The organism is Acetobacter estunensis (assembly GCF_019083805.1).
GTDB lineage: Bacteria > Pseudomonadota > Alphaproteobacteria > Acetobacterales > Acetobacteraceae > Acetobacter > Acetobacter estunensis_A.
Genome location: NZ_JAHRDV010000006.1, coordinates 61939 through 86932, shown reverse-complemented (window position 1 = coordinate 86932; position 24994 = coordinate 61939). Strand labels below are relative to the sequence as shown.

The 24994-nt window shown below is 62.7% G+C and carries 26 protein-coding genes; 3 read left to right on the top strand and 23 right to left on the bottom strand.

Going from position 1 to position 24994, the window contains the following annotated elements; translation table 11 throughout:
* Window positions 1-33: 33 nt before the first annotated feature.
* From KUA11_RS09500 to hpnA, 7 genes are all read right to left on the bottom strand, one after another.
* A complete protein-coding gene (locus tag KUA11_RS09500) occupies window positions 34-720 on the bottom strand; it encodes a phosphorylase family protein (RefSeq protein ID WP_254454825.1) in 687 nt (228 codons plus the stop codon).
* The gene (shc, locus tag KUA11_RS09495) at window positions 710-2686 is read right to left on the bottom strand and encodes a squalene--hopene cyclase (protein ID WP_217410060.1); all 1977 of its coding nucleotides are present in this window, start codon (window positions 2684-2686) and stop codon (window positions 710-712) included. Before shc ends, KUA11_RS09500 begins: the two co-directional genes overlap by 11 nt.
* Before the next feature lie 46 nt (window positions 2687-2732).
* Entirely contained in the window at window positions 2733-4058 is a 1326-nt protein-coding gene (hpnE, locus tag KUA11_RS09490) for a hydroxysqualene dehydroxylase HpnE (RefSeq protein WP_217410059.1), read from the bottom strand.
* Window positions 4059-4063: 5 nt separating this feature from the next.
* Complete coding sequence (gene hpnD / locus KUA11_RS09485; protein WP_166312942.1) at window positions 4064-4966, bottom strand: presqualene diphosphate synthase HpnD; 903 nt, start codon at window positions 4964-4966, stop codon at window positions 4064-4066.
* 51 nt (window positions 4967-5017) lie between these two features.
* Window positions 5018-5956: a squalene/phytoene synthase family protein gene (locus tag KUA11_RS09480; protein ID WP_217410191.1), complete on the bottom strand. Its 939-nt coding sequence runs from the start codon at window positions 5954-5956 to the stop codon at window positions 5018-5020.
* An 85-nt stretch (window positions 5957-6041) separates the two neighbouring features.
* Window positions 6042-7193 carry a glycosyltransferase gene (locus KUA11_RS09475; protein WP_217410058.1) on the bottom strand — a complete coding sequence of 384 codons (1152 nt, stop codon included), beginning with the start codon at window positions 7191-7193 and terminating at the stop codon, window positions 6042-6044.
* Window positions 7194-7205: 12 nt separating this feature from the next.
* Entirely contained in the window at window positions 7206-8201 is a 996-nt protein-coding gene (gene hpnA / locus KUA11_RS09470) for a hopanoid-associated sugar epimerase (RefSeq protein WP_217410057.1), read from the bottom strand.
* 299 nt (window positions 8202-8500) lie between these two features.
* On the opposite strand from hpnA, the gene KUA11_RS09465 reads away from it, so the two are divergent.
* Both KUA11_RS09465 and KUA11_RS09460 read left to right on the top strand, forming a co-directional pair.
* A complete protein-coding gene (locus tag KUA11_RS09465; protein ID WP_254454824.1) occupies window positions 8501-9562 on the top strand; it encodes a lysylphosphatidylglycerol synthase domain-containing protein in 1062 nt (353 codons plus the stop codon).
* 4 nt (window positions 9563-9566) lie between these two features.
* Window positions 9567-10463, top strand: coding sequence for a prephenate dehydrogenase/arogenate dehydrogenase family protein (locus KUA11_RS09460; RefSeq protein WP_217410055.1), 897 nt, complete (start codon window positions 9567-9569; stop codon window positions 10461-10463).
* Here the strand turns inward: KUA11_RS09460 and KUA11_RS09455 are convergent.
* On the bottom strand, window positions 10454-11788 hold the full coding sequence (locus KUA11_RS09455) for a glycosyltransferase family 87 protein (RefSeq protein WP_217410054.1): 1335 nt from the start codon (window positions 11786-11788) through the stop codon (window positions 10454-10456). The genes KUA11_RS09460 and KUA11_RS09455 overlap by 10 nt on opposite strands.
* 116 nt (window positions 11789-11904) lie before the next feature.
* Here KUA11_RS09455 and KUA11_RS09450 point away from each other — a divergent pair, with 116 nt between their 5' ends.
* The gene (locus KUA11_RS09450; protein WP_217410053.1) at window positions 11905-12567 is read left to right on the top strand and encodes a 2OG-Fe(II) oxygenase family protein; all 663 of its coding nucleotides are present in this window, start codon (window positions 11905-11907) and stop codon (window positions 12565-12567) included.
* 6 nt (window positions 12568-12573) lie between these two features.
* Here KUA11_RS09450 and KUA11_RS09445 read toward each other — a convergent pair whose 3' ends face one another.
* From KUA11_RS09445 to hisB, 15 genes are all read right to left on the bottom strand, one after another.
* The gene (locus tag KUA11_RS09445; RefSeq protein WP_166312934.1) at window positions 12574-12837 is read right to left on the bottom strand and encodes a hypothetical protein; all 264 of its coding nucleotides are present in this window, start codon (window positions 12835-12837) and stop codon (window positions 12574-12576) included.
* A gap of 85 nt (window positions 12838-12922) precedes the next feature.
* Window positions 12923-14392 (bottom strand): efflux transporter outer membrane subunit, encoded by a 1470-nt coding sequence (locus KUA11_RS09440; protein WP_166313045.1) that lies wholly within the window; start codon window positions 14390-14392, stop codon window positions 12923-12925.
* Between the two features lie 146 nt (window positions 14393-14538).
* Window positions 14539-15450 carry an HlyD family secretion protein gene (locus tag KUA11_RS09435; RefSeq protein ID WP_166312933.1) on the bottom strand — a complete coding sequence of 304 codons (912 nt, stop codon included), beginning with the start codon at window positions 15448-15450 and terminating at the stop codon, window positions 14539-14541.
* Window positions 15451-15484: 34 nt separating this feature from the next.
* Window positions 15485-15679 carry a DUF1656 domain-containing protein gene (locus KUA11_RS09430; protein ID WP_166312932.1) on the bottom strand — a complete coding sequence of 65 codons (195 nt, stop codon included), beginning with the start codon at window positions 15677-15679 and terminating at the stop codon, window positions 15485-15487.
* Window positions 15673-17946, bottom strand: coding sequence for an FUSC family protein (locus KUA11_RS09425; RefSeq protein WP_217410052.1), 2274 nt, complete (start codon window positions 17944-17946; stop codon window positions 15673-15675). The genes KUA11_RS09430 and KUA11_RS09425 overlap by 7 nt, the downstream gene beginning before the upstream one ends.
* A complete protein-coding gene (locus KUA11_RS09420) occupies window positions 17943-18455 on the bottom strand; it encodes a MarR family winged helix-turn-helix transcriptional regulator (protein WP_368040995.1) in 513 nt (170 codons plus the stop codon). The genes KUA11_RS09425 and KUA11_RS09420 overlap by 4 nt, the downstream gene beginning before the upstream one ends.
* 157 nt (window positions 18456-18612) lie before the next feature.
* Window positions 18613-19758, bottom strand: coding sequence for a GNAT family N-acetyltransferase (locus tag KUA11_RS09415; RefSeq protein WP_217410050.1), 1146 nt, complete (start codon window positions 19756-19758; stop codon window positions 18613-18615).
* Window positions 19758-20222, bottom strand: a complete 465-nt coding sequence (locus KUA11_RS09410) for a RidA family protein (protein ID WP_217410049.1) — start codon at window positions 20220-20222, stop codon at window positions 19758-19760. The genes KUA11_RS09415 and KUA11_RS09410 overlap by 1 nt, the downstream gene beginning before the upstream one ends.
* A gap of 87 nt (window positions 20223-20309) precedes the next feature.
* The gene (locus KUA11_RS09405) at window positions 20310-20675 is read right to left on the bottom strand and encodes a histidine triad nucleotide-binding protein (RefSeq protein ID WP_217410048.1); all 366 of its coding nucleotides are present in this window, start codon (window positions 20673-20675) and stop codon (window positions 20310-20312) included.
* Window positions 20676-20693: 18 nt separating this feature from the next.
* Window positions 20694-21104, bottom strand: coding sequence for a phosphoribosyl-ATP diphosphatase (locus KUA11_RS09400; RefSeq protein ID WP_166312926.1), 411 nt, complete (start codon window positions 21102-21104; stop codon window positions 20694-20696).
* Between the two features lie 17 nt (window positions 21105-21121).
* The gene (gene hisF / locus KUA11_RS09395) at window positions 21122-21898 is read right to left on the bottom strand and encodes an imidazole glycerol phosphate synthase subunit HisF (protein WP_217410047.1); all 777 of its coding nucleotides are present in this window, start codon (window positions 21896-21898) and stop codon (window positions 21122-21124) included.
* Window positions 21898-23238 carry a 1-(5-phosphoribosyl)-5-[(5-phosphoribosylamino)methylideneamino]imidazole-4-carboxamide isomerase gene (gene hisA, locus KUA11_RS09390; RefSeq protein ID WP_408744176.1) on the bottom strand — a complete coding sequence of 447 codons (1341 nt, stop codon included), beginning with the start codon at window positions 23236-23238 and terminating at the stop codon, window positions 21898-21900. Before hisA ends, hisF begins: the two co-directional genes overlap by 1 nt.
* 5 nt (window positions 23239-23243) lie before the next feature.
* Complete coding sequence (gene hisH, locus KUA11_RS09385) at window positions 23244-23900, bottom strand: imidazole glycerol phosphate synthase subunit HisH (RefSeq protein ID WP_217410045.1); 657 nt, start codon at window positions 23898-23900, stop codon at window positions 23244-23246.
* Window positions 23901-23911: 11 nt separating this feature from the next.
* On the bottom strand, window positions 23912-24370 hold the full coding sequence (locus tag KUA11_RS09380) for a hypothetical protein (protein WP_217410044.1): 459 nt from the start codon (window positions 24368-24370) through the stop codon (window positions 23912-23914).
* A complete protein-coding gene (gene hisB, locus KUA11_RS09375; RefSeq protein ID WP_217410043.1) occupies window positions 24367-24963 on the bottom strand; it encodes an imidazoleglycerol-phosphate dehydratase HisB in 597 nt (198 codons plus the stop codon). Before hisB ends, KUA11_RS09380 begins: the two co-directional genes overlap by 4 nt.
* Window positions 24964-24994: the final 31 nt, after the last annotated feature.

The following is a 24994-nucleotide window of genomic DNA, read 5'->3' as shown; positions in this document are numbered from 1 at the left end:
CGCCACAATTAGAGAATGTCGCGCATCCTGTTATCAGGACGATGCCGTCGAAGCCTTAAATTCAAGAAAACGCAGCATCGCTCTACGTGCGGAAGACGCATCGCAGCCAAGTTTTATCAGGGACACGATCTGGGACGGATGACAGAGGAGCGATTTCGCCAACGCTCCCACACCCAGCCCACCATCAGGTGAGAGAGCCAGAGCCGCTGCCGGAGGCAGAGTTCGCGATGCAGGGTCGCAGACGGCACGCAGAACAGCGAACGGACGCTCGGCCTTCTGCGCCGCTCGCGCCACAAAGCCACTTTCCATGTCCAGCGAGCAGCAGCCTGTCTCATGCGCCAACCGCTGTTTTTCCTCTGCCGTCAGCACCACCACGTCGCTGTGCAGCAGCGCACCGGCCACCACGCCACGCAATCCTGCCCCCAGCCTGCGCCGCAAAGATGGCGAACATGGGAAAAGCTTTCCCTCCGCGACAACAGCATCCGGCACGAGAATCGTCCCCGGAGCCAGAGCCGGATCAAGTCCCGCCGCCAACCCGAACGACGCCAGCACTGACACACCACACGCCACCAGACGCGCCGCCCCTCGCTCGGCGCCATCACGCGTAGCCCCACTGATCGCAATGGGCGAATCCGGAAAAAACCGACGCAGCAGATCCGCTTCGGCCTTCAGCCCGACCAGAAACCCGATCGGGCCGCCCTGAGCGTCATCAGAAGCCAAAGGACACCTGACGCGAATTGGTGCTGCCGAGATTGCGATACCGCGCCACCGCGAGAAGCGGGAAGAACTGCCGGTAGCCGTGGTATTTCAGATAGAACACCTTGGGGAAACCAACGGCGTTGTAGGGCTGCTCATCCCACTCGCCATCGTCATTCTGGTGCTCTGCCAGCCACGCAATACCCCGCACCGTCGCCGGATCGTCACGACGTCCCGCAGCCATCAGACCCAGAACGGCCCATGCGGTCTGTGAAGGCAGGCTCTCCTTATATTGTCCGTGCAGGCCACCTTCGTAGCTTTCGCAGCCTTCGCCCCAGCCGCCATCGGGCCGCTGAACCGAACGCAGCCACTCCACAGCCCGCACCACCATCGGATCGTCATGCGACACATCGGCGGCGTTGAGAGCGCACAGCACCGACCATGTGCCGTAAATGTAGTTCGTCCCCCATCGGCCGAACCACGAGCCATCCTTCTCCTGATCGGAGCGCAGATAAGCGAGGCCACGCTCGATAACCGGGCGATCCTCAGGATTGTCAAGCTGCGCAAGGAAGGAGATGCAGCGCGCCGTCACATCGGCTGTCGGCGGATCGAGCAACGCGCCATGGTCGGCAAACGGAATGTGGTTGAGAAGGTCCTTATCATTATCGATGTCGAAGGCACCCCAACCGCCGTTGGTGCTCTGCATGCCCACGATCCACTTGCGGGCGCGCTCGATCGCCTCCGCATTGGCCGGATCGTTCTGGCGATGCAGCAGCATGCCCACCACCGCCGTATCGTCCACATCCGGGTAATAATCGTTGCGATACTGGAAAGCCCAGCCACCCGGTTCCAGATCGGGCTTGTTGATGGCCCAGTCGCCCTTCACGTCAAGAATCTGACGTCCGCGAAGCCACTCGGCGGCTTTGGCAAGATTGGCTTTCGTGGCTTCCGCTTCGATGGGATTGGCCCCACTGCCCGCTTCCATCATCGCATGACCGGCAAGACCAGTGTCCCAAATGGGCGACACGCAGGGCTGGCAATACACCTCATCGCCATGATCGACGAGCAGCGCCTGCACCGATTCCCACGCCGTCTTTGCGCGAGGATCGCTGTCCGGCACGCCCAGAGCGCGGTACATCATCACCGTGTTGGCCATGGCGGGATAAATCGCCCCCAGACCGTCGATCCCGTTCAGACGCGGCTCAATGAAGTCTACGGCAGCCTTGATGGCCTTCTGATGTGTCTTCTTGGGAACCAGCTTGATGGTCGGGCGCAAAACCTGATCCACCACCTTGAACACATGCCCCCAGCGCGAGCGATACGGCCCACGAATCCAGTCCTTCACCTGATCGGGCTGGGTCACGAATAGTTCCTGCACATGCACGCCACGCGGGTTGATCGCCACCGGACGCAGGGCCGCCAGCACCAGCAGAGGCGCAATCACCGTGCGTGACCAGTAAGACATGTTCCACACGGAGAAGAACGCCGAGCGTTTCAGCAGCATCAGCTCGACCGGCATGACCGGCGTGCCGTGCCACGGGATTTCCCCGAACAGGGCGAGCTGGAAGCGCGTGAAGACGTTGCTGCGCTCCGCCCCGCCATGATCGAGCACTGCTTCCCGCGCACGCTTCATGTGCGGCGCATCGGGATCGTCTCCAATGCATTTGAGGGCGTAATAGGCCTTCACCGTGGCGGAGATGTTGAACTCGCCATCGTGATACAGCGGCCAGCCGCCATGCTCGCCCTGAATGCGGCGCAGATAGACGCCGATCTTGCGCTCCAGATCCTCGTCGATACGGTCGAGGAAATGTTCCAGCAGGACATATTCGGCCGGAATGGTAGCGTCGGCTTCAAGCTCGAACACCCAGTGACCGTCCTCGTTCTGCTTGCCGCCCAGGGCTGCATGGGCACGCCGGACAATCTTCTCCAGTTCGTCAGCACCCGGTCCGCCCGGAGCAGAAGATGCGGAATGTGTCGTATCGTCCAGCATGGCCTACCGTCATTCTCCCTATGTCTTATCCAAAGCCCGCAACGACTCAGGCAGCCGGTTGCATGCCGCTTTCGTAAGCGCCGCGCAATCCCAGCGCCCGAACTGCGGCAACCCCGGACCGAATGGAACCGTCAATCGTGGCGGGCAAACCCGTGGCCGTCCAGTCCCCCGCCAGAGCGAGATTGGCAAGTGCCGTCTTCGCCTGCGGTCTGCGCCGCAATTGCGACGGCGTTGCGGCAAACGTGGCACGCTTTTCCCAGACCAGCCGATGTCGCTCCGGCACAGTGGCGGGCAGCGGCATGTCCAGCAGTGTATCCATGACCCGACGCAACTCCTGCCAGATCGCAGCCCCCAACGCCTCGGGCGACCGTGCTGCGTAGCGATTGGCGGCACTCACCGTCACGGACAGGATGTCATCGCGCAGGAACACCCACTCAGTCACACCGCCCACAACACCCACGAAACCGGTGGACGCGAAACTGCCGAGCGGCAACGGGGCACGGTCGAGACGGAAATGCGCGTTGAAGATCCCCTCGAATTCGTCCGGAACCACCAGATCCGGCAGCGCATCCTTCAGCAGGGACGCGGCGACAGGTGCTGGCACGGCAAGGATCACCACATTCTCCGGGCCAAGCTCGATCCGCTCGTCGGGGAAACAGAGCGCCGTCACCCGGTCCAGACCGGTCTCAATGGCCGTCACACGCCGCCCCGTGCCTACGTCCGCCTTCATCACGGAAAGATAGGCCAGCGCCGGATCGACCAAAGTCTCGGAAAGACCCACTTTGGCAAAACGCGGCAGGCAGGCTTTTCCACCCTTTGCCAGCGACTCACGAATGACATGCCCAAGGAGAGCCGCACTCGCCTCGTCACTGGGCGTATTGAGAGCGGCGATGGAAAATGGATCCAACAAGCGGCGCGAGAACTCACCGTCCGAAAGACAGGCGGACACGACTTCGTCCGGCCCAGCTTCCATCAACCGGCGCAGCGCCATCACCTCACCCAGCTTCATGCCCGGCACGCGGCGTTGCGGACTGAACAGCCACCACGGCACCCGCCCCATGGACAGATCGAGCGTCCAGTTCGTGCCATCCGCGAGATCGACAAAGGGAAAGATCGGCCGGTCCGGTCCACACACCGTGTCCAGCGCTCCAATCTGCCCGAGATAGCGAAAGGCGGCGTCATTGGCGGTCAGCAGCAGGTGATTGCCATTGTCGATACGACAGCCCAGCTTGCGGTCTTCATAGGAACGCGCGCGTCCACCGCAGGCCGGACCGGCCTCGTGAATCACCACATGGCGGCCGCTTCCCGCAATCTCCACCGCAGCAGCCAGCCCCGACAGGCCCCCGCCGATGATATGAACGCGCCGGGCCATCGCCGTCAGGCCGCGAAGGCCTGCAACACACCCACGGCCTTGCGGGCGGGCGACACGTCCATGGCGGAGCCTGCATGGTCCCAGCCACGCTTTTCCAGAGAATCGAGAATCCCGAGATAGCAGCCGCCCATCAGACGGGCCGGCATCATGGCGCGACGGTCGCACTTCTTCATGATGCGGAAGGCCTCACGGAAATGATCCCGCGCCCGTACGGAGATAATCTGCAGCACGCCGGGCAGACCGGCGGAGGACAGAATCTTCTGCGGGTCGGCCGGTACATCGAAACGGGCCAGAAGATCGCGTGGCAGATAGAGACGCCCGGCATGTGCGTCCTCCCCCACATCGCGCAGGATGTTCGTGAGCTGGAGCGCGCGTCCCAGATGGTGGGCGACGCGCTTGGCGTCATGCGAGCTGTCACCGAAGATATGCACCGACAGACGCCCGACGGCGGCGGCCACACGGTCGCAATAAAGGTCCAGCGTTTCCTCATCAGGCGCCACGATAGGGCCGAGCGCGTCCATCGTCATGCCATCGATGATGGCGTCGAAGTCATGCTTGTGCAGCGAGAAGAAACGGATGGCAGCATGAAGCACGCGATCCAGTGCGTCGTGCGTCTGCCCTTCATAAAGACGCGCGATGCGCGCGTGCCATTCATTCAGCCGTGCTTCACGGTCCTTGGCATGCTCGGCACCACGCAGCGACGGCGCGTCTCCGTCGGCAATGTCGTCCACGATGCGGCAGAAGGCGTAAATCGCATACATGCCGTAACGACGATAGGGCGGGAGGATGCGCATTCCGGTCGCAAACGAGGTCCCCGCCTGCCGGACGATCGCTTCGACGCGCGCCAGATCAGCGGGATCGCAGCCCAGCGGCGTCGGTTCATCATGCGTACCGAGTGTCTCGTTCATGCCATTTGCTCCTTTGTGGCGGCTTGCCACACCCATGTTCCACGCATCGTCTCAGGCTTTCCACGCGGCCAGCGCCGCAAGCATCCCGCGACCGAAATCAGCGCGGCGTAATGCCACCCTCCCGGCCAGCGGATCACCCGCGCGCAGATGCGCCGCCAGCAGATGCGCCAGTCGCACCACCGCGCCGCAATACATTCTCATACGACGGTCCTGCACGGTGTGCAGGAGGCCGCGCGCCGTTGCGTTCAGTCGGTCGACGTCATCCAGCATCAGATCGAATACGCGGCGCAGACCGGCCAATGTTGCGCGCGCCAGCACGGCCTCCGCCGTCAGTCCTTCCGCCGCGAGCAGATCGAGCGGAATGTAGGACCGACCAAGCTTGCGCAGATCGTCCCCACAATCCTGAAGGTGATTGAGAATCTGGAGTGACGTGCACAGCGCGTCCGAGGCCACGAACGTCGCCTCGCTTTCCCCGTGAAGCCCTAGCAGAAACCGACCGACCGGATTGGCCGAGTAACGGCAGTACCGCTCCAGTTCCGCCATCGAAGCGTAGCGATCCTTCACTGCGTCCTCGCGGAAGGCCACCAGCAGGTCCGTCGCCACCTCGCAGGGCAGACCCGTTTCTTCGAGCATGGTCCGCACGCGGGCGGCAGAACGCGCGTCCTTGCGCGGGGGTGCTGCCGCCTTTCCACGTACGATGTCTTCCATCGCATCCAGACGGGCGATCTTTTCCTGTGGCGTCAGCTGCGCGCTGTCGGTCACGTCGTCGCTGAATCGGGCAAAATCGTAATAAGCGTGAACATGCGTCCGCAGCGGGCGGGCAAACAGAACCGATCCCACCGGAAAGTTCTCGTCCGCCTGCCCCTTGCCGGAGGAGACATCGGGCGCCTGCCACGGTGAGACGCCATGCGCCGCAATCTCGCGACGCACAGCCTCCACCAGCCCTTCGGGCGTAACGGCCCCGGCCACAGATGACGAATCCACTGACATGGCGCGGTGGTTTACACGCTCCGGAGGCGGCTGCCTACACTCCCTGCCCCGCGCGTCCTTCAGGGCCGCCCCACGCGCCACGCCGTCAACCGGCGTGCGTGGCATCCCGATAAGCCCGGTTTTTCCACTGCACGCCGCGTCCGCGATGATAATCCATCGCCGATCCCACCGTCGCCGCCGTATAGAAAAGCGCCACAGCAGGCAGGGATATCGCCCAGAGCGGCGACATGCGGAAGCGTTTCAGGGTAGGAACATAAGACCCCATGGAAGCGGCCCATGCGACAAACGCCAGTTTGCGCGCCGTGCCTTTGCCGAACAGCGCCACCAGCATGGGCAGCATCCACACCAGCACCATCCCCAGCACCGTACCCGCCAGCATGAGCGGGGAATAATGAAGCTGCACATAGGCTGTGCGCGCGATCATCCGCCAGATGTCGCGGGGATGCGGATAGGGACGGATGGAGCGTGCGAGACACGAATGTCCCAGATAGAGACGCCCACCCGAACGCTTCACATGAGCGGCCAGCGTGCAGTCATCGATCAGTGCTCCACGCAGGGATTCGATGCCTCCAATACGCGCCAGAGCCGAACGCCGCAGGAGGATCGTGCCGCCTGCCGCTGCTGCCGTAGGGCTTTTAGGGTCGGCCACACGGGCAAAAGGATAAAGGAGCGCGAAAAAGAACACAAAAGCCGGGACCAAAGCCCGTTCGGCCGGACTTTCGCAGTTAAGTTCCACCATCTCCGACACCATATCCAGCCCGTCCGCCTCAGCCTTGGCGACAAGCGTGGCGACATGCTGCGGATCATGTTCGATATCGGCGTCGGTAAAGAGGATATAGCCCTCATCCTGCGGATCGTCGGCCTGCACACGGGCGACGGCCTGCTGCACGGCCCAGAGCTTGCCACTCCACTCAGCATCAGGACGGGGCGCCCCCTTCACGATGGTCAGTTTTCCCTGCGGATCGGGCAGATTGCGAGCCAGAGTGCCGGTTCCGTCGGTGCTGCCGTCATCGGTCATCACGATGCGGTAGCGGCCGTCATAGTCCTGCGCCAGCAAAGTAGAGAGCGCCCGTTCGATCGACTCCGCCTCATCACGAGCCGGCACGACAACCGTGACAGGTGGCGCTCCTTTCGGACGCGCATGCCGCAGGATCGGTCCAGCCTGCCAGAACCGCCCATGAAACGCGAGAAGAAGCCCCCAGACAACAGTCGCAAGCGTCGTGAGAAAGACTAGCATCCTCATAGGCCCCTATTGCAGCATCCCACTCTTGCGAAACCAGTCGATAGCGTCCGTCACCGCCTCACGTGCTGGCCGCGGGCTGTAGCCCAGTTCGTGAATGGCCTTGTCGGAGGAGAAGAACATCTTCTTGCGCGACATCGCCAACATCTCGCGCGTGACGCGCGGCTCGATCCCGAAACGGCGTGACAGCCATTCGGAAGCGATGGCGACGGGCCAGATCACTTCCTGCGGCAAGCGGATAGCGGGCGGCTTCACGCCCGCAATTTCGGCCACCATGCGAAACAGGTCGCCCAGCAGATAATTCTCACCGCCGAGAATGTATTTCTCACCGATTTTGCCGCGCTCGAGCGCGAGTGCATGGCCTTCCGCGACATCGTCCACATGAACGATGTTCACGCCCGTATCGACATAGGCCGGCATCCGACCCGCCGCACAATCGAGGATCATCTGGCCTGTGGGCGTGGGCTTGATGTCGCGCGGACCGACAGGCGTGGACGGATTGACGATCACAGCGGGCAAGCTTTTGTCACGCACCATCCGAAGCACTTCCTGCTCGGCGCGATACTTCGATTTTTTATAGATGCCGATGACACCGTGCTCATGTACCGGCGTCTTCTCATCCGAAATCGTACCGTCCCCGATCAGACCCAGCGCCGCCACGGAGGAACAGTACACAATGCGTTCCACGCCCGCGTTCTGCGCCGCCATCATCAACAGGCGCGTGCCTTCGACATTCGCCGCCATCATCGGCGCGGGATCGGGCACCCACAGGCGATAATCCGCCGCGACGTGAAACACGTAACGGCATCCCTTCACCGCATCGGCAAAGCAGGCGGGTGTGGAGAGATCGCCTTCCACCAATTCGGCGGGAATGTCGGCGATGTTGGTACGGTCGCTGCCTTTGCGCACCATCAGGCGCAGGTCATGGCCACGGGCGAGCAGAACCCGGGCCACGGCGGAACCCACGAATCCCGTGGCTCCCGTAACGAGCGTCGGTGCGGTCATTGCAAGCAGTTCCCCTGAGAAACGCGACGGACGGACAGGGGGTCTGATTATCGCGATGTTTACCTCTGACGCCAGAGCCCACAAGCGGGAAAGGGCTTTTCATCCCACGCTCTGGCGTGCAACGGGTGGGTGGTGTATGGAAAGCGCCCTGTTTCGGAGCAGGCGCGCGGCATCCGCACGATGTCCGTGAACGGTCCCTGTGCCGACAGGCCCTTCACGCCCATGCGCCTCTTTTCCGAACCCCTGCCGCATGGCCTGCGGACGGGATGAGCTGCAACAGTCACGGACGGCCCAGCGCGTTGAAGAAGCTCACTATCCTGCTCACCCTCATCGGCCTCGGCGTTATCGCTTTCGCGCTGGCCCATAGCGGCATCCGGGAAGTGTTTACGGCCGTCACCCGGATTGGCGTCAGTGGCTTCCTGCTCACGGTTGCCGCCCAACTTGGCGTAGACGTGCTGCTCGGCGCCGCCTGGCATGCCGCCTTCCCCTCCATGAGCTTCCGGCATCTGTTCAAGGCCCGCATGGTGCGCGATGCCGCTTCCACCTGCCTGCCATTCTCACAGCTTGGCGGCATTGTGATCGGCATCCGCGCCACCTGTCGCCATCATGGTCTGCGCGATGCCCAGAGCGGTGGCGTCGAGTGGCCCGAGGCGGCCTGCGCCAATGTGGTGGACATCACCACGGAAGTGCTGGCGCAGATCGTGTTCATCCTTCTGGCCGTCGCTCTTCTGGCCATCGGCACGCCGTCCAACCCGCTCGTGCGGCCCGTCATCATCGGTGCCTTCCTGCTCACCATGGGGGCCGCCGGTTTCATCTGGACTCAGCAGCGCGGGGGCGCCGCCATTCGGCGTGGCGTGGAAGGTCTTGGCCGCCATATTGCCGGTCAGTGGCAGACCACCATGGTCAATGGTGCGGATTCTCTACAGGAGCGGATGGAAGAAGCGTGGTCCCACCCCGGACGTATCTCCGCTTCCGCCGCCATCCATCTTGTCGGCTGGATCTCCAGTGCTGGTGTAACGTGGCTGACTGTCCACCTGATGGGCGCCTCCCTCTCCTTTCCCGACGCCATTGCCGTGGAGGGTGTGACCTGCGGGCTGATGTCCGCCTCTTTCCTCATCCCGGCCGGGCTGGGCGTGCAGGAAGGCTCCTACATGACGCTCGGGCACGCCTTCGGACTGGATGCCTCGACCTGCCTCGCCCTGTCGCTTCTGCGACGCGGCCGCGAAGTGGGCATCGGTCTGCCTGTCCTCGTTCTGTGGCAGCTGGGCGAAATGCGCGCCCTTCACAAGCCTGACGCCCAGCGCCCCGCCCCTCCTCTTCCCTCGTCGGGCAAGGTGGCCACGGACAACCCGGAAGGATGACGTCATGACGTCCGCGGCTGCCCCTCTGTTCGAGACGCTCACAGTCGTCGGACCCGGCCTTATCGGCGCGTCCGTGCTCCACCGGGGGCGCCGCGATGGCACGCTTGCGAAGAAACTGATCGCGGTGGACATCAACCCGGCGTTCCGGGAACGTGTGCGCCAGCTCGGCATCGCCGATGAGGTGACGGACGATCTCGCAGGCGCCGCTGCGCAGTCGGACTGCGTCATGCTCTGCGTGCCCGTCGGGGCGATGGGGGAAGTCGCGGGCACCGCCATTCCTGCCATGAAGCCCGGCGCCATTCTGACCGACACCGGCTCCACGAAGGTGTCGGTCATCGACGCCATTCGCCCATCGTTGCGCCCGGATGTGCCTTACGTGCCCGCCCACCCCATGGCCGGCACGGAATATTCCGGCCCGGACGCGGGCTTCGCGACCCTGTTCGACAACCGCTGGTGCCTGCTCACGCCGCTCGACGGTATGCCGGACACCGCCACGACCACCATCACCACGCTCTGGGAACTGTGCGGCGCCCGCACACGCATCATGACGCCGGAACATCATGACCGCGTCTGCGCCATCGTCAGCCATCTTCCGCATCTTCTGGCCTTCACCATCTGCGGCACGGCGGACGATCTGGCGGACGAAACGCGCTCCGAAGTACTGGAATTTGCAGCCAGTGGATTTCGGGATTTCACGCGCATCGCTTCCTCTGACCCGATTATGTGGCGCGACATCTTTCTCTCCAACCGCGAAGCCGTGCTTGAGATGCTCTCCCGCTTTCTCGAAGATGCGCAGGCCATGGCACGCGCCATCCGCTGGGGCGATTCGGATTACATCGTGGATCGCATCGAGCGCGGTCGGGCCATCCGGCGGAGCCTGATCGAAAACCGTCAGGCCTGAACGCCCGCCCCCGCGATGGAGGCTGTGCTGCGTCTCCAACCGCACTTGCGCAAAACCCCCCGGGCCTGCCTCCACCGCTCAGGTGCGGCCCGACGCACAACAACCAGCAGCAACAGAAAGGCGATGGGGGGCGTCGGACACAGCAGGAAAGCGCGCCCAAAGATACGGGCGGCGGGCAAATAAAGAAAAATCAGGAAGAACACGAACTTCTCACCGCTCCACCAACCGCCCCGCACCCCGCGCTCCAGCACCCACGCCATGGGAAAAGCCAGACAGGCCAGATCGTAATCCAGCAGGAAGGGTGAGCAGAACGGCAGGGCAGCGATCATCACCGCCATATCCGCACGCCCAGCCTCCGCGCAGGATGATGCTGGCCGTCGCCACACCGCCCATCCGGCCAGAGCGACCACAAGCAGCGTCATGGTGATCTGCGCCACATAGGCCATGGCGATACTGCCGTGCAGAAGGCGGACGGACGTGAACACGCTCTGCATTTTCCACGCCGGAACGTAGGACATCTCGTAGGTCTTGCGCGCGATCGCACTCACGCGGAAGAAACCGTTCCATGCGGCCGGTCCAAATGTCAGCCACGACACGGCTATCAACCCCAGACCGGAACATAGGCCGCCCGCAATCACCCGCCACTGCCGTGCGCAGAGCAGCACGACCGGCGCGGCCAGCAGAAGCTGCGGCTTGATGACCAGCACGCCCAACGACATGCCCGCCAGAAACGGCCATGTGGGGATCAACACCATGGCGAGCCCCAGAAATGAGCCGGTCAGGAGACCGTTCTGTCCATTGACGATGTTGATGACGAGGCCCGGGAACATCAGGATCGGAATCCACGCCCACCGCTGAGGCAGCAGGCGGCGCACAACCGCCACAAAAACCGCCATACTTCCAAATTCGAAAAGCCCCACCGCGACCGAATAGGACGCGAGAGCGAAAGGCAGGCAAAACAGAAGCCATGTAGGCGGGTAATAGAACGCGACATTCCCGAAGGTCATGCCGTGAAAGGCCACCTTTTCCGCCAAATGATGCGCGATTTCGTTGTACACTTCCGCCACATGACCGCACTGCACCTGAATGGATGCGGTCCAGAAGCTGACAAAATCCAAACAGATCGGCACACCGTGGAAATCGTATCCACCATGTGAGGCCAACAGGATGTAAGGCAGCAACCCCCAGTTGAAGATGCCGCTGATAAGACAGTACACAAGCGCACGACCGCGCGTGAGCCATCGCCCTTCCAGCACGCCTTTCACGATGAACAGATGAACGCCGGATCGGAGAAACCGGGACAGCGATGCGGGAATGACGCTCATATCCCGCGCGATTTTCCCTCAACTCCCTTAACAAACTCTCATTTTCGCAATGCCTCGAAATATGGAAACCGGGTTCGCGTGCCTCTATGATGCCGCCTGAAACCCAGCCCCCGCGCATGCGCAGGAGAACCGCCGTGACCGTTGCTTCCGTTCATCCCGATTTCGCGGCTCTCGCGGCGGCACCGGTCGTGCAGACTCCTTTTGCGCATCTGGTGGTCGAGCACTTCATCCGTCCCGATGATCTGAAGGCGCTGTATGTCTCACTGCCCCAGATCGAGTCAGGCGGCTCCTTTCCGCCGGAATCCCTGTCACTCACACCGCTCATGCAAAACCTGATCCAACAGATGGAAGGGCCGGAACTGCGGCGGCTCATTGCGGAAAAATTCGGTCTCGACCTGCATGACGCCCCCACCATGCTGACCGTGCGCGGCCGGACACGGGAAAAGGACGGGCGTATCCATTGCGACTCTGCCGCCAAGCGCGTGACGGTGCTGCTCTATCTCAACCCGGCGACGGAAGCGTTCGCACGGCAGGACGGTTGTCTACGTCTTCTGAACGGACCGGACGATGTGGAGGACTATGCTGTCGAGGTGCCACCCGTGAACGGTACGCTTCTGGTCTTTCCCAACGGTCCGACAACGTGGCACGGCCACCGGCGCTACGCCGGACCGCGTTACACGATCCAGCTGAATTATATGGAGACCGGAGCGCTGGCCCGCTCGGAACTGCGGCGGCACAAACTCTCCGCCTTCCTCAAGAAACTGCCCTTCGCGGCGTAAAGACGCTCAGGCGCCGTCCATGTTGTCCACATCGTCAGGCGCAACGCCGGGATCGTCCTCAACCGGCTTGCGAAGCAGCACGAAGGCGCCAATCATGATGGCGACACCCGCCACCAGCGGCAGATAACGCAGGATCAGTACGAAGAGCGATTGCCCGTAACCGGGATTGGCGATCAACGTCCACGTATCGACGACGATCAGGGTGAAGCCCACCATGAAACCACCCAGAATCAAGGCCAGGCGACGGGCGTAATTCGGCTCATCATCCATGGGCCTGATCCTTTCGTGGAAAAATGTGTTGGAACGAATGGGGTCGTTCCCCAACGTCCCGACACGACTGGAGTTCAGCCACGCATTACTGCTGGAAGGCCTGCGCCCACGCGTTCTGGGTTTGCAACGACACCGGCAGGCTGGAACTCGTGAGCGCCACGCCACGCCAGCCCGCGCCAATGGCCGTGTAGAGATTGACCGCATCGCGCAGACGCTCAAGCCGCGAAAGAGCCTCATGATTCTGCGCATCGAGAGTGGTGCGCTCTGCCGTCAGAACATCGAGGAAGCCGATCAGGCCGGCGGCGTAGAGCCTACGAGCCCGATCACGCGCCAGCGCGCTGTCTTCCGAGGCCTTATGCAACTGCTCGGCATATTCGATGTCGTCATGCCACGCGGCCATCGCATCCTCGACTTCCTTGAAGCCGTTGAGGACGGTCTGCCGATAATGCAGACGAGACGCTTCGGCCGCCGCCTGTGCTGCGCGGATGGTGGCTGTGTATTTGCCGCCGTGCATCAGCGGCAGGCTGGCCATCATCAGGAACTGCCAGCTCATCGCATTGGCCTGAAACGCCTGATACATGGCCGACGCGTTCGGATTGAAGTTCAGCGGAATCACGAAGTGCGGGTAAAGATCCGCCACCGCAACACCGACCTCGGCCGTGGCCATCGCATATTGCTTCTCCGCAGCCCGGATATCGGGGCGATTGGCGATCACGATGGACGGCATAGTGGCCGGGAACTCAGGAACTTTCGGCAATGGCCGAACGACCTTGAGTTCATCCTCCAGTTCGCCCGGCATCTTGCCTGTCAGAACCGAAATGGCGTGGGAGATCTGCGAGACATGCGTTTTGAGCGGTTCGCGTGCCGCGATCTGGGAATCCAGTTCGGCCTGCGCCTGTGCGGTCTGGAGCGTATTCCCCACGCCTTCGAGATAGAGGCGGTTGGCCAGATCGAAACTGTCCTTCGCAACCTTGATGTTGTCGGTCGCGATCTGGATCTGCAACTGCGTCACGCGCAGAAGCATGTAATCGTTGGCCAGTTCCGAGAGCAGCATCATCAAAAGGGCGCGGCGACCTTCAATGGATGTCTCAACAGAGCGTTCATGCGCCTCGACGGCCCGCCGGATACGTCCGAACACGTCGATTTCCCATGTCGCGGACATGCCATAGGTCAGCATGGACGCTTCGGGCTGGTTGGCCGGATTACCAGGACGCAGGGGCCAGTTGTCGATGTTGATGGAATAACGGACATCGCCGCCGCCCGCATTGGCGTCCATCTGCGGATACCAGGCCGAAGCCGCCTTGTCGCGCAGGGCACGCTCGGCAAGGATGCGCTGCCCGGCTTCCTGCAGATCGTAATTGCCCTTGATCGCGTCCTCGACCAGTCGAGTCAGGATCGGATCATTGAAGGACGCCCACCACTCGGTCATTTCCTTGTCGGTGCGCGCGATCTGCTCCGGTGTCGCAGGCTTTTCTTCTGCCGCCTCCTTGAAGCCCGCCGGCACCTTCATGCGGTCAGGCTGGAAATTCGGCCCTACGGTGCATCCCGCCAACATGCAGCCACTCAGAAGAGTAGGGAGCACACGCCCGCGCAGAGTGGCGAGAAGACCACGATGCGACGCCTTGCGACGGAACGCAGGCTGATCGGAGGAAGAACTCTCCGCCGTGGTGGACATGCTGCACATCATCACGTCCATCGGCCTCACAGATGATCCTGCAGCCATGAGGTCAGCTTGCCGCGACGACTGAGGGATTCAGGCCCGACGCTGATCGTCGCCGTCATGCCGGCAGCCAGCGTCACACCCTCAGGAACCTGATCGAGATGGATGCGCACCGGAATACGCTGTGCCAGACGCACCCATGTAAAGATCGGGTTCACGTCCTGAAGGCCCAGCTTGTCGGGGTTGCCGTTGGTGTCGTTGATACCGCGAGCGATGGAGATGACATGGCCGGGGATGATCTGCTTGTAGCCCATCAGCTTGACGCGGGCTTCATCCCCCACATGCACGCCCCACATCTTCGTTTCCTCGAAGTAGCCGTAAACCCAGTAGGAATCGGAGTCGATCACGGCCAGCCGCGCCTGTCCCGCCGTGGCATAGTCACCCACCCGTAGGTTCAGGTTGGTGATGTAACCGTTCACCGGGGAATAAAGCACCGAACGCTGAAGATTCAGTTTCGCCACATCGAGCGCTGCGCGGGCTGCGTCCACCGCCGCCACCTGCGTGGCCACGTTCGAGTTGAAGACTTCCTGCTCTTCCGCCGAGACAATACCCGACAGCCCCATACGGCGGCGTGCGTCATTCTGCTTGAGCTTGAGGTCTTCGAGCGCCCCGTCCAGACGGGCCTGAGCCTCACGGATGGCCAGACGGAAACGGACCGGGTCGAGCACATAGAGCGGGTCGCCCTTGTGGACAAACTGGTTGTCCACCACCGGCACCTGCACCACTGTGCCCGAGACTTCAGGAGCGACATCCACCACATAGACACGCACGCGCCCGTCACGGGTCCACGGCGCGATCATGTAGGTGTTCCAGAGAGTCACCCCAAGGACGATGGCCAGAGAAACGACGGCCAGTGTCAGGATCACGCGGATCAGTGTGCGGAGCAGAGGCATTGTGGTGTCTCGAAAACCTTTGGCGACGGGTTGCTCAGACGTAGAGAATCAAAAGACAGAGGACGCAGGTATAGAGCGCGACCTCGAAGAGGGCGAAATGCCAGAACCAGCGCATGAGTCCACTCCACCAGAGCAGAAAGCGCAGGACCATCGTTATGGGAAGCGCCACGAGGGCATAGACCACGATCGGCGCCATGAAGACACCAAAGAGATTGAACTCGGTCAGCATCCGGCTGTTCTCGAATCGGGTCGTTTCACACGAGGCATGATCAACTGGCGTAAGTCCGCCTGAGCAAGAGGATGCTCGGCTCCTTGTTGCATCGGGCCACCCTTATGAAAGAAACCCGGCACGGCGTCGATAAGCTGTGCGGCCTGTACAAGACAGGCAGCCATGCGTCTGACGGTGCTCACGCTTCTCATCTCCTCTTCTCCGCGCGCCTTTCCAGCCGCTCCCGCCTGCGCCCGTGCCGCCTCCGGCGGAAGGAGCCGAGCGGCCGCCTGACGCAGACAGGTGGCGGTTGCCTGCGGGTCTTGCCGCAGTCCCGACAGGGAGCCAAGGGCCTCTGCCACCAGTTTTTCCTGCGCCAATGTCACTCGGCCATCAAGCCGCAGAAGACCGCGTAGACGCATCACCACGCGCCCGAGTGCCACAGCAGCAAGAGCCGCATCCGTGACATGAAAGACACGCTCCGGCCGCTCCACAAGCGACAGACGCATGGTCAGGCGCAGCACACGCTGCATCTGGAGATATTCCCAGTTCAGCCACATCACGCGATAGCGCAGCGGAAGCAGTGCGAATCGCTGCACGGCGCGGCACAGCGCCGTCACGAGCCGGGCGACATCCAGCCGCTGGTCCGCAGGCAGGATCACCCGGAACACCAGCGCGATGCCCACACACGCCACCCAGTAGGCTAACCAGCTGTTGATGAGCGGAATATCCTCATAACGAACGGGATTGGACACCTGCGTCATGACATTGAAGAACACGGCATAACCGAAGCCGCGCAGGGCGTAACGCGGATGGAACTGGATCCAGATTCCCGGCAGCAGGCACAGATAGAGCGAGAGCCACAGCAGCGGGAAACCATCCGTCTGCGGCAGCATGAACGTGCGGAACACGTAACATGCTGGCACTGCCAGCGCCGTGCCGCTCGAAAGCATAACGGCGGCCTTGGTGGCCGAAGGCGCCGTGGCCAGAAGGCAGGACGCGCAGATAAGATAGACCAGAGCGTTGGGGCCTGCCGTCCAGTGCAGGATGTACCACGTCAGACACCCCATCAGTGTGATGAGCGCGCCACGCGACATGTTGCGCAGAGCTGCCGGCCATTCGAACAGCGGCATCAGCCGCACGCCTTTTTCATGCCACGCCAGATCGGACAGGTTGTCGACCGCCAGCCCCAGTTGCACGAGGATATCGCGCTCCGTATCGATCGCAGCCAGACCGGCCAGATCCGGCGTTTCCAGCGCCAGAGCCTCGATCCCATGAACAGCGACGCGAATACGCTGGCGGATGACCGTGGGATCGCCGTGGAGCAACTGCTCCATGGGCATATCCGCCAGTTCGCGCATGAGACGGTTGGAGATCATCCGCGCCTGCAGCACACGCGCCGCATCGGATGATGGGACAGCCCGCATGGCAGCGTGATGAGTGCTGAGCAGACCCAGCAGCCGCGCCACACCCTGATGCAGGGCCGCCGCACGCCGGTTCACCTGATAATCCACGGATGAGGCGTAATCGATCGCTTCCGTCACGGCGCCCGCCTGTGCCAGAAGCCGGGCGCGGGCGCTGTAGGTAGATGTGTCGAACTCGCGGAACGCGCCCGCCTGCCCTGTCTCATCGGAGCGTGGATCGGCGGCATCCCGCTCGACCGCCGTGAGCGTCACAAACTGGGCCAGCACATCGCGCAGCAGCTTCTCGATGCGCTCCGTGGCCGTGTTGGGGCTGCGCAGAGTGGTGATCTGAAAGACGATGGCGGTACTGACGATCCCGATCACCACCACCGAAAGGCGCGACATGGCACTTTCAAAAATGCGGTCCGGGTCCGTAAACGCGCTGACCGAAATGATGATGATGGTGTAACCCGTGAGCACGGCGGCATAGGCGCGGTAGAACCGCAACAACGTGGCGACGCCGCACGCCACACCGATGAGTGAAGCGAGACCGGCAAAGAACAGCACTGGCTGCTGCGGAAAGGACGCCATCAGCGTGATGCCCAGCGTCGTGCCCGCTAGCGTGCCCACGATGCGCCACATGCTCTTGGAAATCAGGGCGCCCGGCGTGGGGTTGGCCACGATCAGAACAGTGGTGACGGCCGAGATCGGGTTTTCCAGCATAAGGAACCCGGCCAGCCAGAGCGCCAGACCAATGGCCAGCCCGACACGCAGGGCATACTGCACGGTGGGGCCACTACGCACCCAGAGCTGTCGCAGATCACGGCCGACTTCCGCCCACAAACCGGGCGGTGTATCGGAGAGAACACCAGTTGCGGCGCTCATGCAGATTTTTTTGCACGAAGAGACGAGGAGACCGACCCACTCACTTTCTCATCGTCCCGTTCCGCGTTCAGGGCTGCCCCGACACGCTCGAACACATCAAGACAGAGAACCAGCTCCCGCTCGGACACATCGCTGAGCACCCGCGCCGCCACGTCATCCGCCACGGCAAGAACAGCCTTTCCCATGGCTGCCCCTTCCTGTGTCAGTACGACCAGTTTCGAGCGACGGTCATCCGGATCGACCTCACGCGTGACGAGGCCGCGCTGCTCCAGCACATCGAGCACCCGCACGAGAGATTGCGCCTCGACCGAGAGCGCGCGTGCCAGATCGGTCTGACGCACGGGCGGTTCAAGGGTGCCGAGATAGTAAAGCGGGCGCCACGTCGCATCGGTCAGGTTGAAACGGCGCAGATCGTGATCGATCTCACGCCGCCAATGCGTCGCCAGACGGGCCAGTCGATGGCCGAAGCGGCGTCTCAGCAAAGGCAGGGATGGCAACGCTTCCTGCACAGGGGCAATGGAATCTGACACGCGACGGTTCGAACCCACACGAAAAGACAACACACGAATCATTCGTATGCGTACAATTATCCATGACAGAATCGCGCGCGGCCCCACAAGGCGCAAAACACATTTCTGTCATGCAAAAACATGAATAACCGTGTCGTCAGCCATCCTGTCGGTAGGGAGAAAGTTCCGTCAGAGCCGCTTTTTCCGCCAGCACGCCCTGTCGCTCAGCGACCAGAAAGTGGGTCACGGCCCGCTTTAGCGCAGGGTGCGCAATCCAATGCGCGGAGTGGGTCAGCGCAGGCAGGTACCCTCGCTGGATCTTGTGCTCACCCTGCGCTCCCGCCTCTACCCGGGCCAACCCGTGCTCAATGGCGAAATCGATGGCCCGGTAATAGCACAGCTCAAAATGGAGGAAGGGCCACTCCCCCACACATCCCCAGTTGCGGCCATAAAGCGTATCAGCGCCCATCAGATTCAGAGCACCGGCAACGGGTTTGTTTCCTTGTTCAGCGACCATCAGCACGACACGATCGCCAAGCCGTTCGGATAACAGCGAGAAAAACAGACGCGTGAGGTAGGCGCTTCCCCACTTCCGATCCACGGTCGCCTGATAGAACACAAAGAACGCGTCCCAGAGGGATTCCGTAATCTCCGCTCCTCGCACGGCCCGGAACGTCAGACCGCAGGCGTTGGCGTCCCGTCGCTCCCGCCGCAGCACCTTGCGCTTGCGCGACGCCAACGCGCCGAGAAAGTCCTCGAAGCTGCCATAACCGTGATTGTGCCAGTGATACTGAAGGCCCAGACGCGGCAACCAGCCACCCTCTGTCAACACAGAGGCGTCCTCGGACGAACAGAACGTCACATGCACCGAGGACAGCGCCAGTTCACCGCAAACCTGCGCAAGTGCCTGCCCCAATGCGGCCTTTGTGCCGTCCGGCGCGTCTGGCCGCACCAGCAAACGCGGGCCGGGAACGGGCGAAAACGGTACGGCTGTCTGGAGCTTGGGGTAATAATCCCCGCCCGCCTGCTCAAAAGCGCGGGCCCATCCCTGATCGAACACATATTCGCCGTAGGAATGGGCCTTCAGATAGGTGGGTGCTGTGGCCACGAGGTGTCCCGCCTCATCCCGCAGCACGACATGCTGGGGGAGCCAGCCGGTTTCCGGTGTGGTGGAACCACTGTCCTCTATGGCCGAAAGAAAAGCATGACTGACGAACGGATTCCCATCTCCGGCGCAGGCATCCCACTCACTGGCGGAAAGACTGCCGATCCGGTCATGAAGGGAAACCGTCCAGCCGGTCATCAGCCGATCTCGAACAGACCTTCCACCTCGACAGGCGCGTCCAGCGGCAGGGACGGCACGCCGACCGTGGAACGGGCGTGACGACCGGCATCGCCGAACACCGCCACCGCCAGATCGGAGGCGCCGTTCATCACACCGGCATGGGCGGTGAACTCGGGCGTACAGGAAATGAACCCACCCAGACGCAACACGCGCGTGACCTTGGAAAGATCCCCGATCGCGGCCTTGAGCTGCGCCAGAACACCGATCAGGCAGTAACGGGCCGCCTCGGCGCCCGTCTCGGACGACACGGCTGCACCCAGCTTTCCGGTGGTCAGAAGCTTGCCGTCCTTGAGGGGAAGCTGGCCCGACACCACGATCAGGGAGCCCGAACGAGTCCAGGGCAGATAGTTGGCGACAGGAGCCGCCGGGGTGGGCAGTTCGATGCCGAGCGCGGCCAGACGGGATTCGGGAGTGTCGGACATGGAAACCTCCTGCTTGGATGATCCGTAAAGGAAGCCTCACCCTGCCGCCCCTCGCTCATGGGAGCAAGGGGTGCGGGCTCTGTGTGTTCAGCGTCCGATCAATGCGCCCAGCGGTCCACCGCCAAGCAGATGCACATGGAAATGCGGCACTTCCTGACCGGAATGCGGCCCCACATTGCTGATGAGGCGATAGCCGTTCTCTTCAAGCCCGAGCATCTGCGCCACATGACCGACCGCACGGGTGAAGCCCACGATTTCATCGGAAGAGGCTTTTGCCGAGAAATCCGCGTAGGAGACATAGGCGCCCTTGGGGATTACCAACACATGCACCGGCGCCTTCGGCCCGATGTCATGGAAGGCCAGCGCCCACTCGTTCTCGAACACCTTCTTGCACGGGATTTCACCGCGCAGGATTCTCGCGAAGATATTGTTCGGATCATAATCTGTCGTCATGACGGCACTCCCTCCGCTTCAGGGTGTCTTGGACGAACGGGACGCTTTTTCCGCGATCCCGCTGGTGCCCTCGCGCCGGGCGAGTTCCGCCCAGACCTGATCGGGCGTGACCCCTGCGTCCACCCACAGAACGATAAGGTGATAGAGCACGTCCGCGCTCTCCCCGATCAGTTCATGCGGCCGCCCCGCGACCGCTTCGATCAGACATTCGACTGCCTCTTCACCGAATTTCTGCGCCACCTTGCGGGTGCCCCGCGAAAGCAGCCGCGCCGAATGACTGATGGAAGGATCGGTGCCCTTGCGGCTCTCCACGACGGCAAACAGCCTGTCGAGAACGGAAGCATCGACAGGCACGTCACTGCGGCGCGCGGCTTCCTTCTGCAATACCTTGGCGGAGGAGGCATTCTTCTTTTCGGGTGTCTTGGCCATGATCTTTCCGGTCAGTCTCAGAATGTCAGGGGCGGCACGGGGGGACGCACCGGCAGCCCGGCGTCAGTCAGCGCCTGTTTCACCTCAGGCACGGTGAACTGTCCGAAATGGAACACGCTCGCCGCAAGAAGACCCGTCGCCCCGGCCTTCGCGCCTTCCACAAAATGTTCCAGCGCTCCTACCCCGCCCGATGCGACGACAGGCAGGCGCACGGCAGCGTTCACCGCCCGAAGCAGATCGAGGTCGAATCCCGAGCGTGTGCCGTCACGGTCCATGGAGGTCAGTAGGATTTCACCAGCGCCACGCGCCGCGACCTCCCGGCACCACTCCACCGCGTCGATACCGGTGGGCGCGCGACCGCCCTGTGTGTAGATTTCCCAGCCGCCCTTGCCGTTGGACCGCGCATCCACACCCACGACCACGCACTGGCTACCAAACTTGTTGGCGGCTTCGTTCACCAGTTCCGGCCGCTTCACCGCCGCCGAGTTCATGGCGCATTTGTCAGCGCCCGCCAGCAGAAGCTTGCGCATGTCAGCGGTCGTGCGCACGCCTCCGCCCACCGTCAGCGGCAGGAAGATGCGTTCCGCCGTGCGGTTCACCACATCCAGAATGGTGTCGCGGTTCTCATGGCTGGCCGTGATGTCGAGGAACGTCAGTTCATCCGCGCCCGCGGCGTCATACACCGCCGCCTGCTCCACCGGATCACCGGCATCGCGCAGGGACACGAAGTTCACGCCCTTCACGACGCGCCCGTTCTTCACATCCAGACACGGGATAACGCGGAGTTTCAGCATCAGGACAGAACCCGCAGCGCATCTGCCGGTGTGATGCGTCCATCATACAGCGCGCGCCCCACGACCACGCCCTCAATGCCCGGCGTCTCTTCCGCCACGCGCTTGAGCGCCGCGAGATGATCCAGTGATCCCACGCCACCACTGGCGATTACGGGGATGGACACCGTTCGCGCCAGTTCCGCCGTCTGGGTCAGATCCAGTCCTTCCAGCATGCCGTCACGGGTGATCTCGGTAAAGATGATGGCCGCCACACCCGCGTCTTGCATCCGCAGTCCAAGATCGGTCGCCTGCATGTCGGACACTTCCGCCCAGCCTTCGGTCGCAACGAGTCCCTGTCGCGCGTCGATACCCGCCACGATACGGCCGGGAAACGCCTTGCACGCCTCCTTCACCAGCGCCGGATTTTTCACCGCGACCGAGCCGAGGATGACGCGGGTGATCCCCGCCTCCAGCCACGCCTCGATCCCGGCCATGTCCCGCAGCCCCCCTCCAAGCTGTACGGGCACGGACGCATTGGCCACGATCTTTTTCACGGCGTCCGTATTGGCCGAATGTCCAGCGAACGCGCCGTTGAGATCCACCACATGCAGCCAGCTGAATCCCGCATCGCACCATGCCCGCGCCTGCGCGCCCGGATCGTCGGAATAGACGGTGGCGTCATCCATCTCGCCCCGGCGCAGACGCACACAGGCTCCGTCCTTGAGATCGATGGCAGGGTAGAGAGTCAGGGCGCGGGTGCTCATGGATTTCGGTCTTCCCGTATCGGCTGGGGTGTCGGATCCGTTCTGCGCGATGCGGCTCTGTTCCTGAAGCCGCTTCACGAAATAATGGCCCCGCAACATGCGGCCATCGACATGGGCGTAGGACGGGTGCGTGCCCCACTGCTCGAACCCCATGCTGCGGAACAGGGCGATGGCGCCTGTCTGCGTCTCGCGCACGTCAAGATTGAGGAACTGATAGCCCATCGCCCGCGCGCACTGCACAATCTCGTCGAGCAGCATCCGCCCCAGCCCCATACCGCGGGCATAGGGAGCGATGTGAAAATGCATGACGCTGGCATTCATCGCCTGCGCTTCATTATTGCGCGGCGGACGGACAAGCTGGGCAGACCCCACGATCACGCCCCGATGCCGCGCCACGAACAGCATTCGTTCCGGCACCAGAAGCAGACCACGATAATAGCGCTCCAGCACCGAGCGCCCCTGCGGCTTCACCCAGCCAAAACCGCCCCCATCGAGAATTGCGGCGTCCACCGCCTCGCACAAGGCGTCGATATCATCGTCGTCCAGTTCCTGCGCACGCTCGGCGGCAAGAGCTGGCGGCGGGGTTGCGGAAAACACCCGATTCATCCCGGCACAACCCCGGGCGTCCAGCGAAGGAAATTGGCAAGAATCCGCAGACCCACAGTCTGGCTTTTCTCGACGTGAAACTGCATGCCCGCGACATTGCCTCGCGCCACGATGGCGGGAACCAGGCCACCATAATCGGTGGTCGCCAGCAGATCGTCCGGACGCGCACCACGCAGAGCATAGGAATGCACGAAATATCCGTGCGGCTGCGCTCCCAACCCTTCTGTCAAAGGGTGCGCCTGTGGGAAAGACAGTTCATTCCACCCCATCTGCGGCAGGCGCAGGCCGGGAACCTCCATGGGCGCGATCTCACCGGCGATCCAGCCAAAGCCGGCTGTCTCGCCATGCTCCAGCCCACGCTCGGCCATCAACTGCATACCGACACAGATGCCGAGAAACGGCGTACCCCCCTCCACCGCCTGCATGATGGCGTCTCTCAATCCCGGCACGCCCTCGATTCCGCGTGCGCAGTCGGCAAATGCACCCTGCCCCGGCAGGACGATGCGATCCGCATCACGGACAGCGGCCGGCTCATTCGTGATCTCGACCGTAACAGGCAGGCGGGCACGGCGCGCGGCTTCCTCCACCGCCCGGGCGGCAGAAGCGAGGTTGCCGCCATCATAATCAATGACCACCACGCGCTGAGAGGACATCCGCTTCTCCGTCATGACCGCCCGTGTCCACCAGACGCCGCCAGCGCGAAGGGATCCGGAATCGACGACACAGCGCTGACCGAAGGCTGAGCTGCCCCCCGTCTGTGCTGTCCATCCAGATAGCGCAAAAGAGCCATTTCCCGCGACGACCCCACCACGCTGCCAGCCGAAACGTAGCCCCGCAGCCGAAGGTTCCACTCCACCAGCTCGCTGCCGAAGGCCGCCAGCGCGAAGCGCCCCGCGAAGACAATCACCGGCAACAACGGCACATCGCGCAAAACCACCGCCAGCACGACCGAGAGCGCGATCACCAGCATTCCGGGGATACGCGCACCAATACCCGCAAGCCCGATGCCGCCCAGAAACAGCACGCTCCAGCGAACGGTCTGCGGCACCACGACTGGCAGTTCCCGCTCCGCCGCGCGGCCTGCGAAGGCTGCCCCCGGCACCCAGACCGACCAGACTTTCACAGCACACCCTTGGTGGAAGGCACGATGCCCACCGCGCGGGGATCGAATTCGACAGCCATACGCAAGGCACGCGCGGCTGCCTTGAACGCGCTTTCCGCGATGTGGTGACTGTTACGCCCCACCTTGCGCGTGACATGCAGGGTGATCATTGCGGACATGGCGAAGGCGCGGAAAAATTCCTCGAATAGTTCGGTGTCCATGATGCCGATCTTCTCAGTCGGAAACGGCAGATCCCATGCGAGGAATGGACGTCCCGACAGATCCACCACCACTTCGGCCAGCGCCTCGTCCAATGGCACAAGCGCATGCCCAAACCGCCGCACGCCTTTCTTGTCGCCCAGCGCTTTGCGGAACGCCTGCCCAAGCGTGATGCCCACGTCTTCGACCGTGTGATGAAAATCGACCTCAAGATCGCCCTTGGCCGTCACGTCGATATCCACCATGCCGTGACGCGCAAGCGCCGTCAGCATGTGGTCGAAAAACCCGATCCCCGTGTCGATGACCGCACGGCCCGTGCCATCGAGATTGATGGTGACGGTGATATCGGTCTCGCCGGTGACCCGATGCAATGTGGCGGTGCGTGCGTCGTTCATACCGTTCCTGATACAGGATCGAGTGCCTCAA

What these genes read in the sequence shown, in the direction of transcription:
- shc (WP_217410060.1), bottom strand. Translation starts at nt 2,686, where the DNA reads ATGCTGGACGATACGACACATTCCGCATCTTCTGCTCCGGGCGGACCG.
- hpnE (WP_217410059.1), bottom strand. Translation starts at nt 4,058, where the DNA reads ATGGCCCGGCGCGTTCATATCATCGGCGGGGGCCTGTCGGGGCTGGCT.
- hpnD (WP_166312942.1), bottom strand. Translation starts at nt 4,966, where the DNA reads ATGAACGAGACACTCGGTACGCATGATGAACCGACGCCGCTGGGCTGC.
- KUA11_RS09480 (WP_217410191.1), bottom strand. Translation starts at nt 5,956, where the DNA reads ATGTCAGTGGATTCGTCATCTGTGGCCGGGGCCGTTACGCCCGAAGGG.
- KUA11_RS09475 (WP_217410058.1), bottom strand. Translation starts at nt 7,193, where the DNA reads ATGCTAGTCTTTCTCACGACGCTTGCGACTGTTGTCTGGGGGCTTCTT.
- hpnA (WP_217410057.1), bottom strand. Translation starts at nt 8,201, where the DNA reads ATGACCGCACCGACGCTCGTTACGGGAGCCACGGGATTCGTGGGTTCC.
- KUA11_RS09460 (WP_217410055.1), top strand. Translation starts at nt 9,567, where the DNA reads ATGACGTCCGCGGCTGCCCCTCTGTTCGAGACGCTCACAGTCGTCGGA.
- KUA11_RS09455 (WP_217410054.1), bottom strand. Translation starts at nt 11,788, where the DNA reads ATGAGCGTCATTCCCGCATCGCTGTCCCGGTTTCTCCGATCCGGCGTT.
- KUA11_RS09450 (WP_217410053.1), top strand. Translation starts at nt 11,905, where the DNA reads ATGCGCAGGAGAACCGCCGTGACCGTTGCTTCCGTTCATCCCGATTTC.
- KUA11_RS09445 (WP_166312934.1), bottom strand. Translation starts at nt 12,837, where the DNA reads ATGGATGATGAGCCGAATTACGCCCGTCGCCTGGCCTTGATTCTGGGT.
- KUA11_RS09440 (WP_166313045.1), bottom strand. Translation starts at nt 14,392, where the DNA reads ATGTTGGCGGGATGCACCGTAGGGCCGAATTTCCAGCCTGACCGCATG.
- KUA11_RS09435 (WP_166312933.1), bottom strand. Translation starts at nt 15,450, where the DNA reads ATGCCTCTGCTCCGCACACTGATCCGCGTGATCCTGACACTGGCCGTC.
- KUA11_RS09430 (WP_166312932.1), bottom strand. Translation starts at nt 15,679, where the DNA reads ATGCTGACCGAGTTCAATCTCTTTGGTGTCTTCATGGCGCCGATCGTG.
- KUA11_RS09425 (WP_217410052.1), bottom strand. Translation starts at nt 17,946, where the DNA reads ATGAGCGCCGCAACTGGTGTTCTCTCCGATACACCGCCCGGTTTGTGG.
- KUA11_RS09415 (WP_217410050.1), bottom strand. Translation starts at nt 19,758, where the DNA reads ATGACCGGCTGGACGGTTTCCCTTCATGACCGGATCGGCAGTCTTTCC.
- KUA11_RS09410 (WP_217410049.1), bottom strand. Translation starts at nt 20,222, where the DNA reads ATGTCCGACACTCCCGAATCCCGTCTGGCCGCGCTCGGCATCGAACTG.
- KUA11_RS09405 (WP_217410048.1), bottom strand. Translation starts at nt 20,675, where the DNA reads ATGACGACAGATTATGATCCGAACAATATCTTCGCGAGAATCCTGCGC.
- KUA11_RS09400 (WP_166312926.1), bottom strand. Translation starts at nt 21,104, where the DNA reads ATGGCCAAGACACCCGAAAAGAAGAATGCCTCCTCCGCCAAGGTATTG.
- hisF (WP_217410047.1), bottom strand. Translation starts at nt 21,898, where the DNA reads ATGCTGAAACTCCGCGTTATCCCGTGTCTGGATGTGAAGAACGGGCGC.
- hisH (WP_217410045.1), bottom strand. Translation starts at nt 23,900, where the DNA reads ATGTCCTCTCAGCGCGTGGTGGTCATTGATTATGATGGCGGCAACCTC.
- hisB (WP_217410043.1), bottom strand. Translation starts at nt 24,963, where the DNA reads ATGAACGACGCACGCACCGCCACATTGCATCGGGTCACCGGCGAGACC.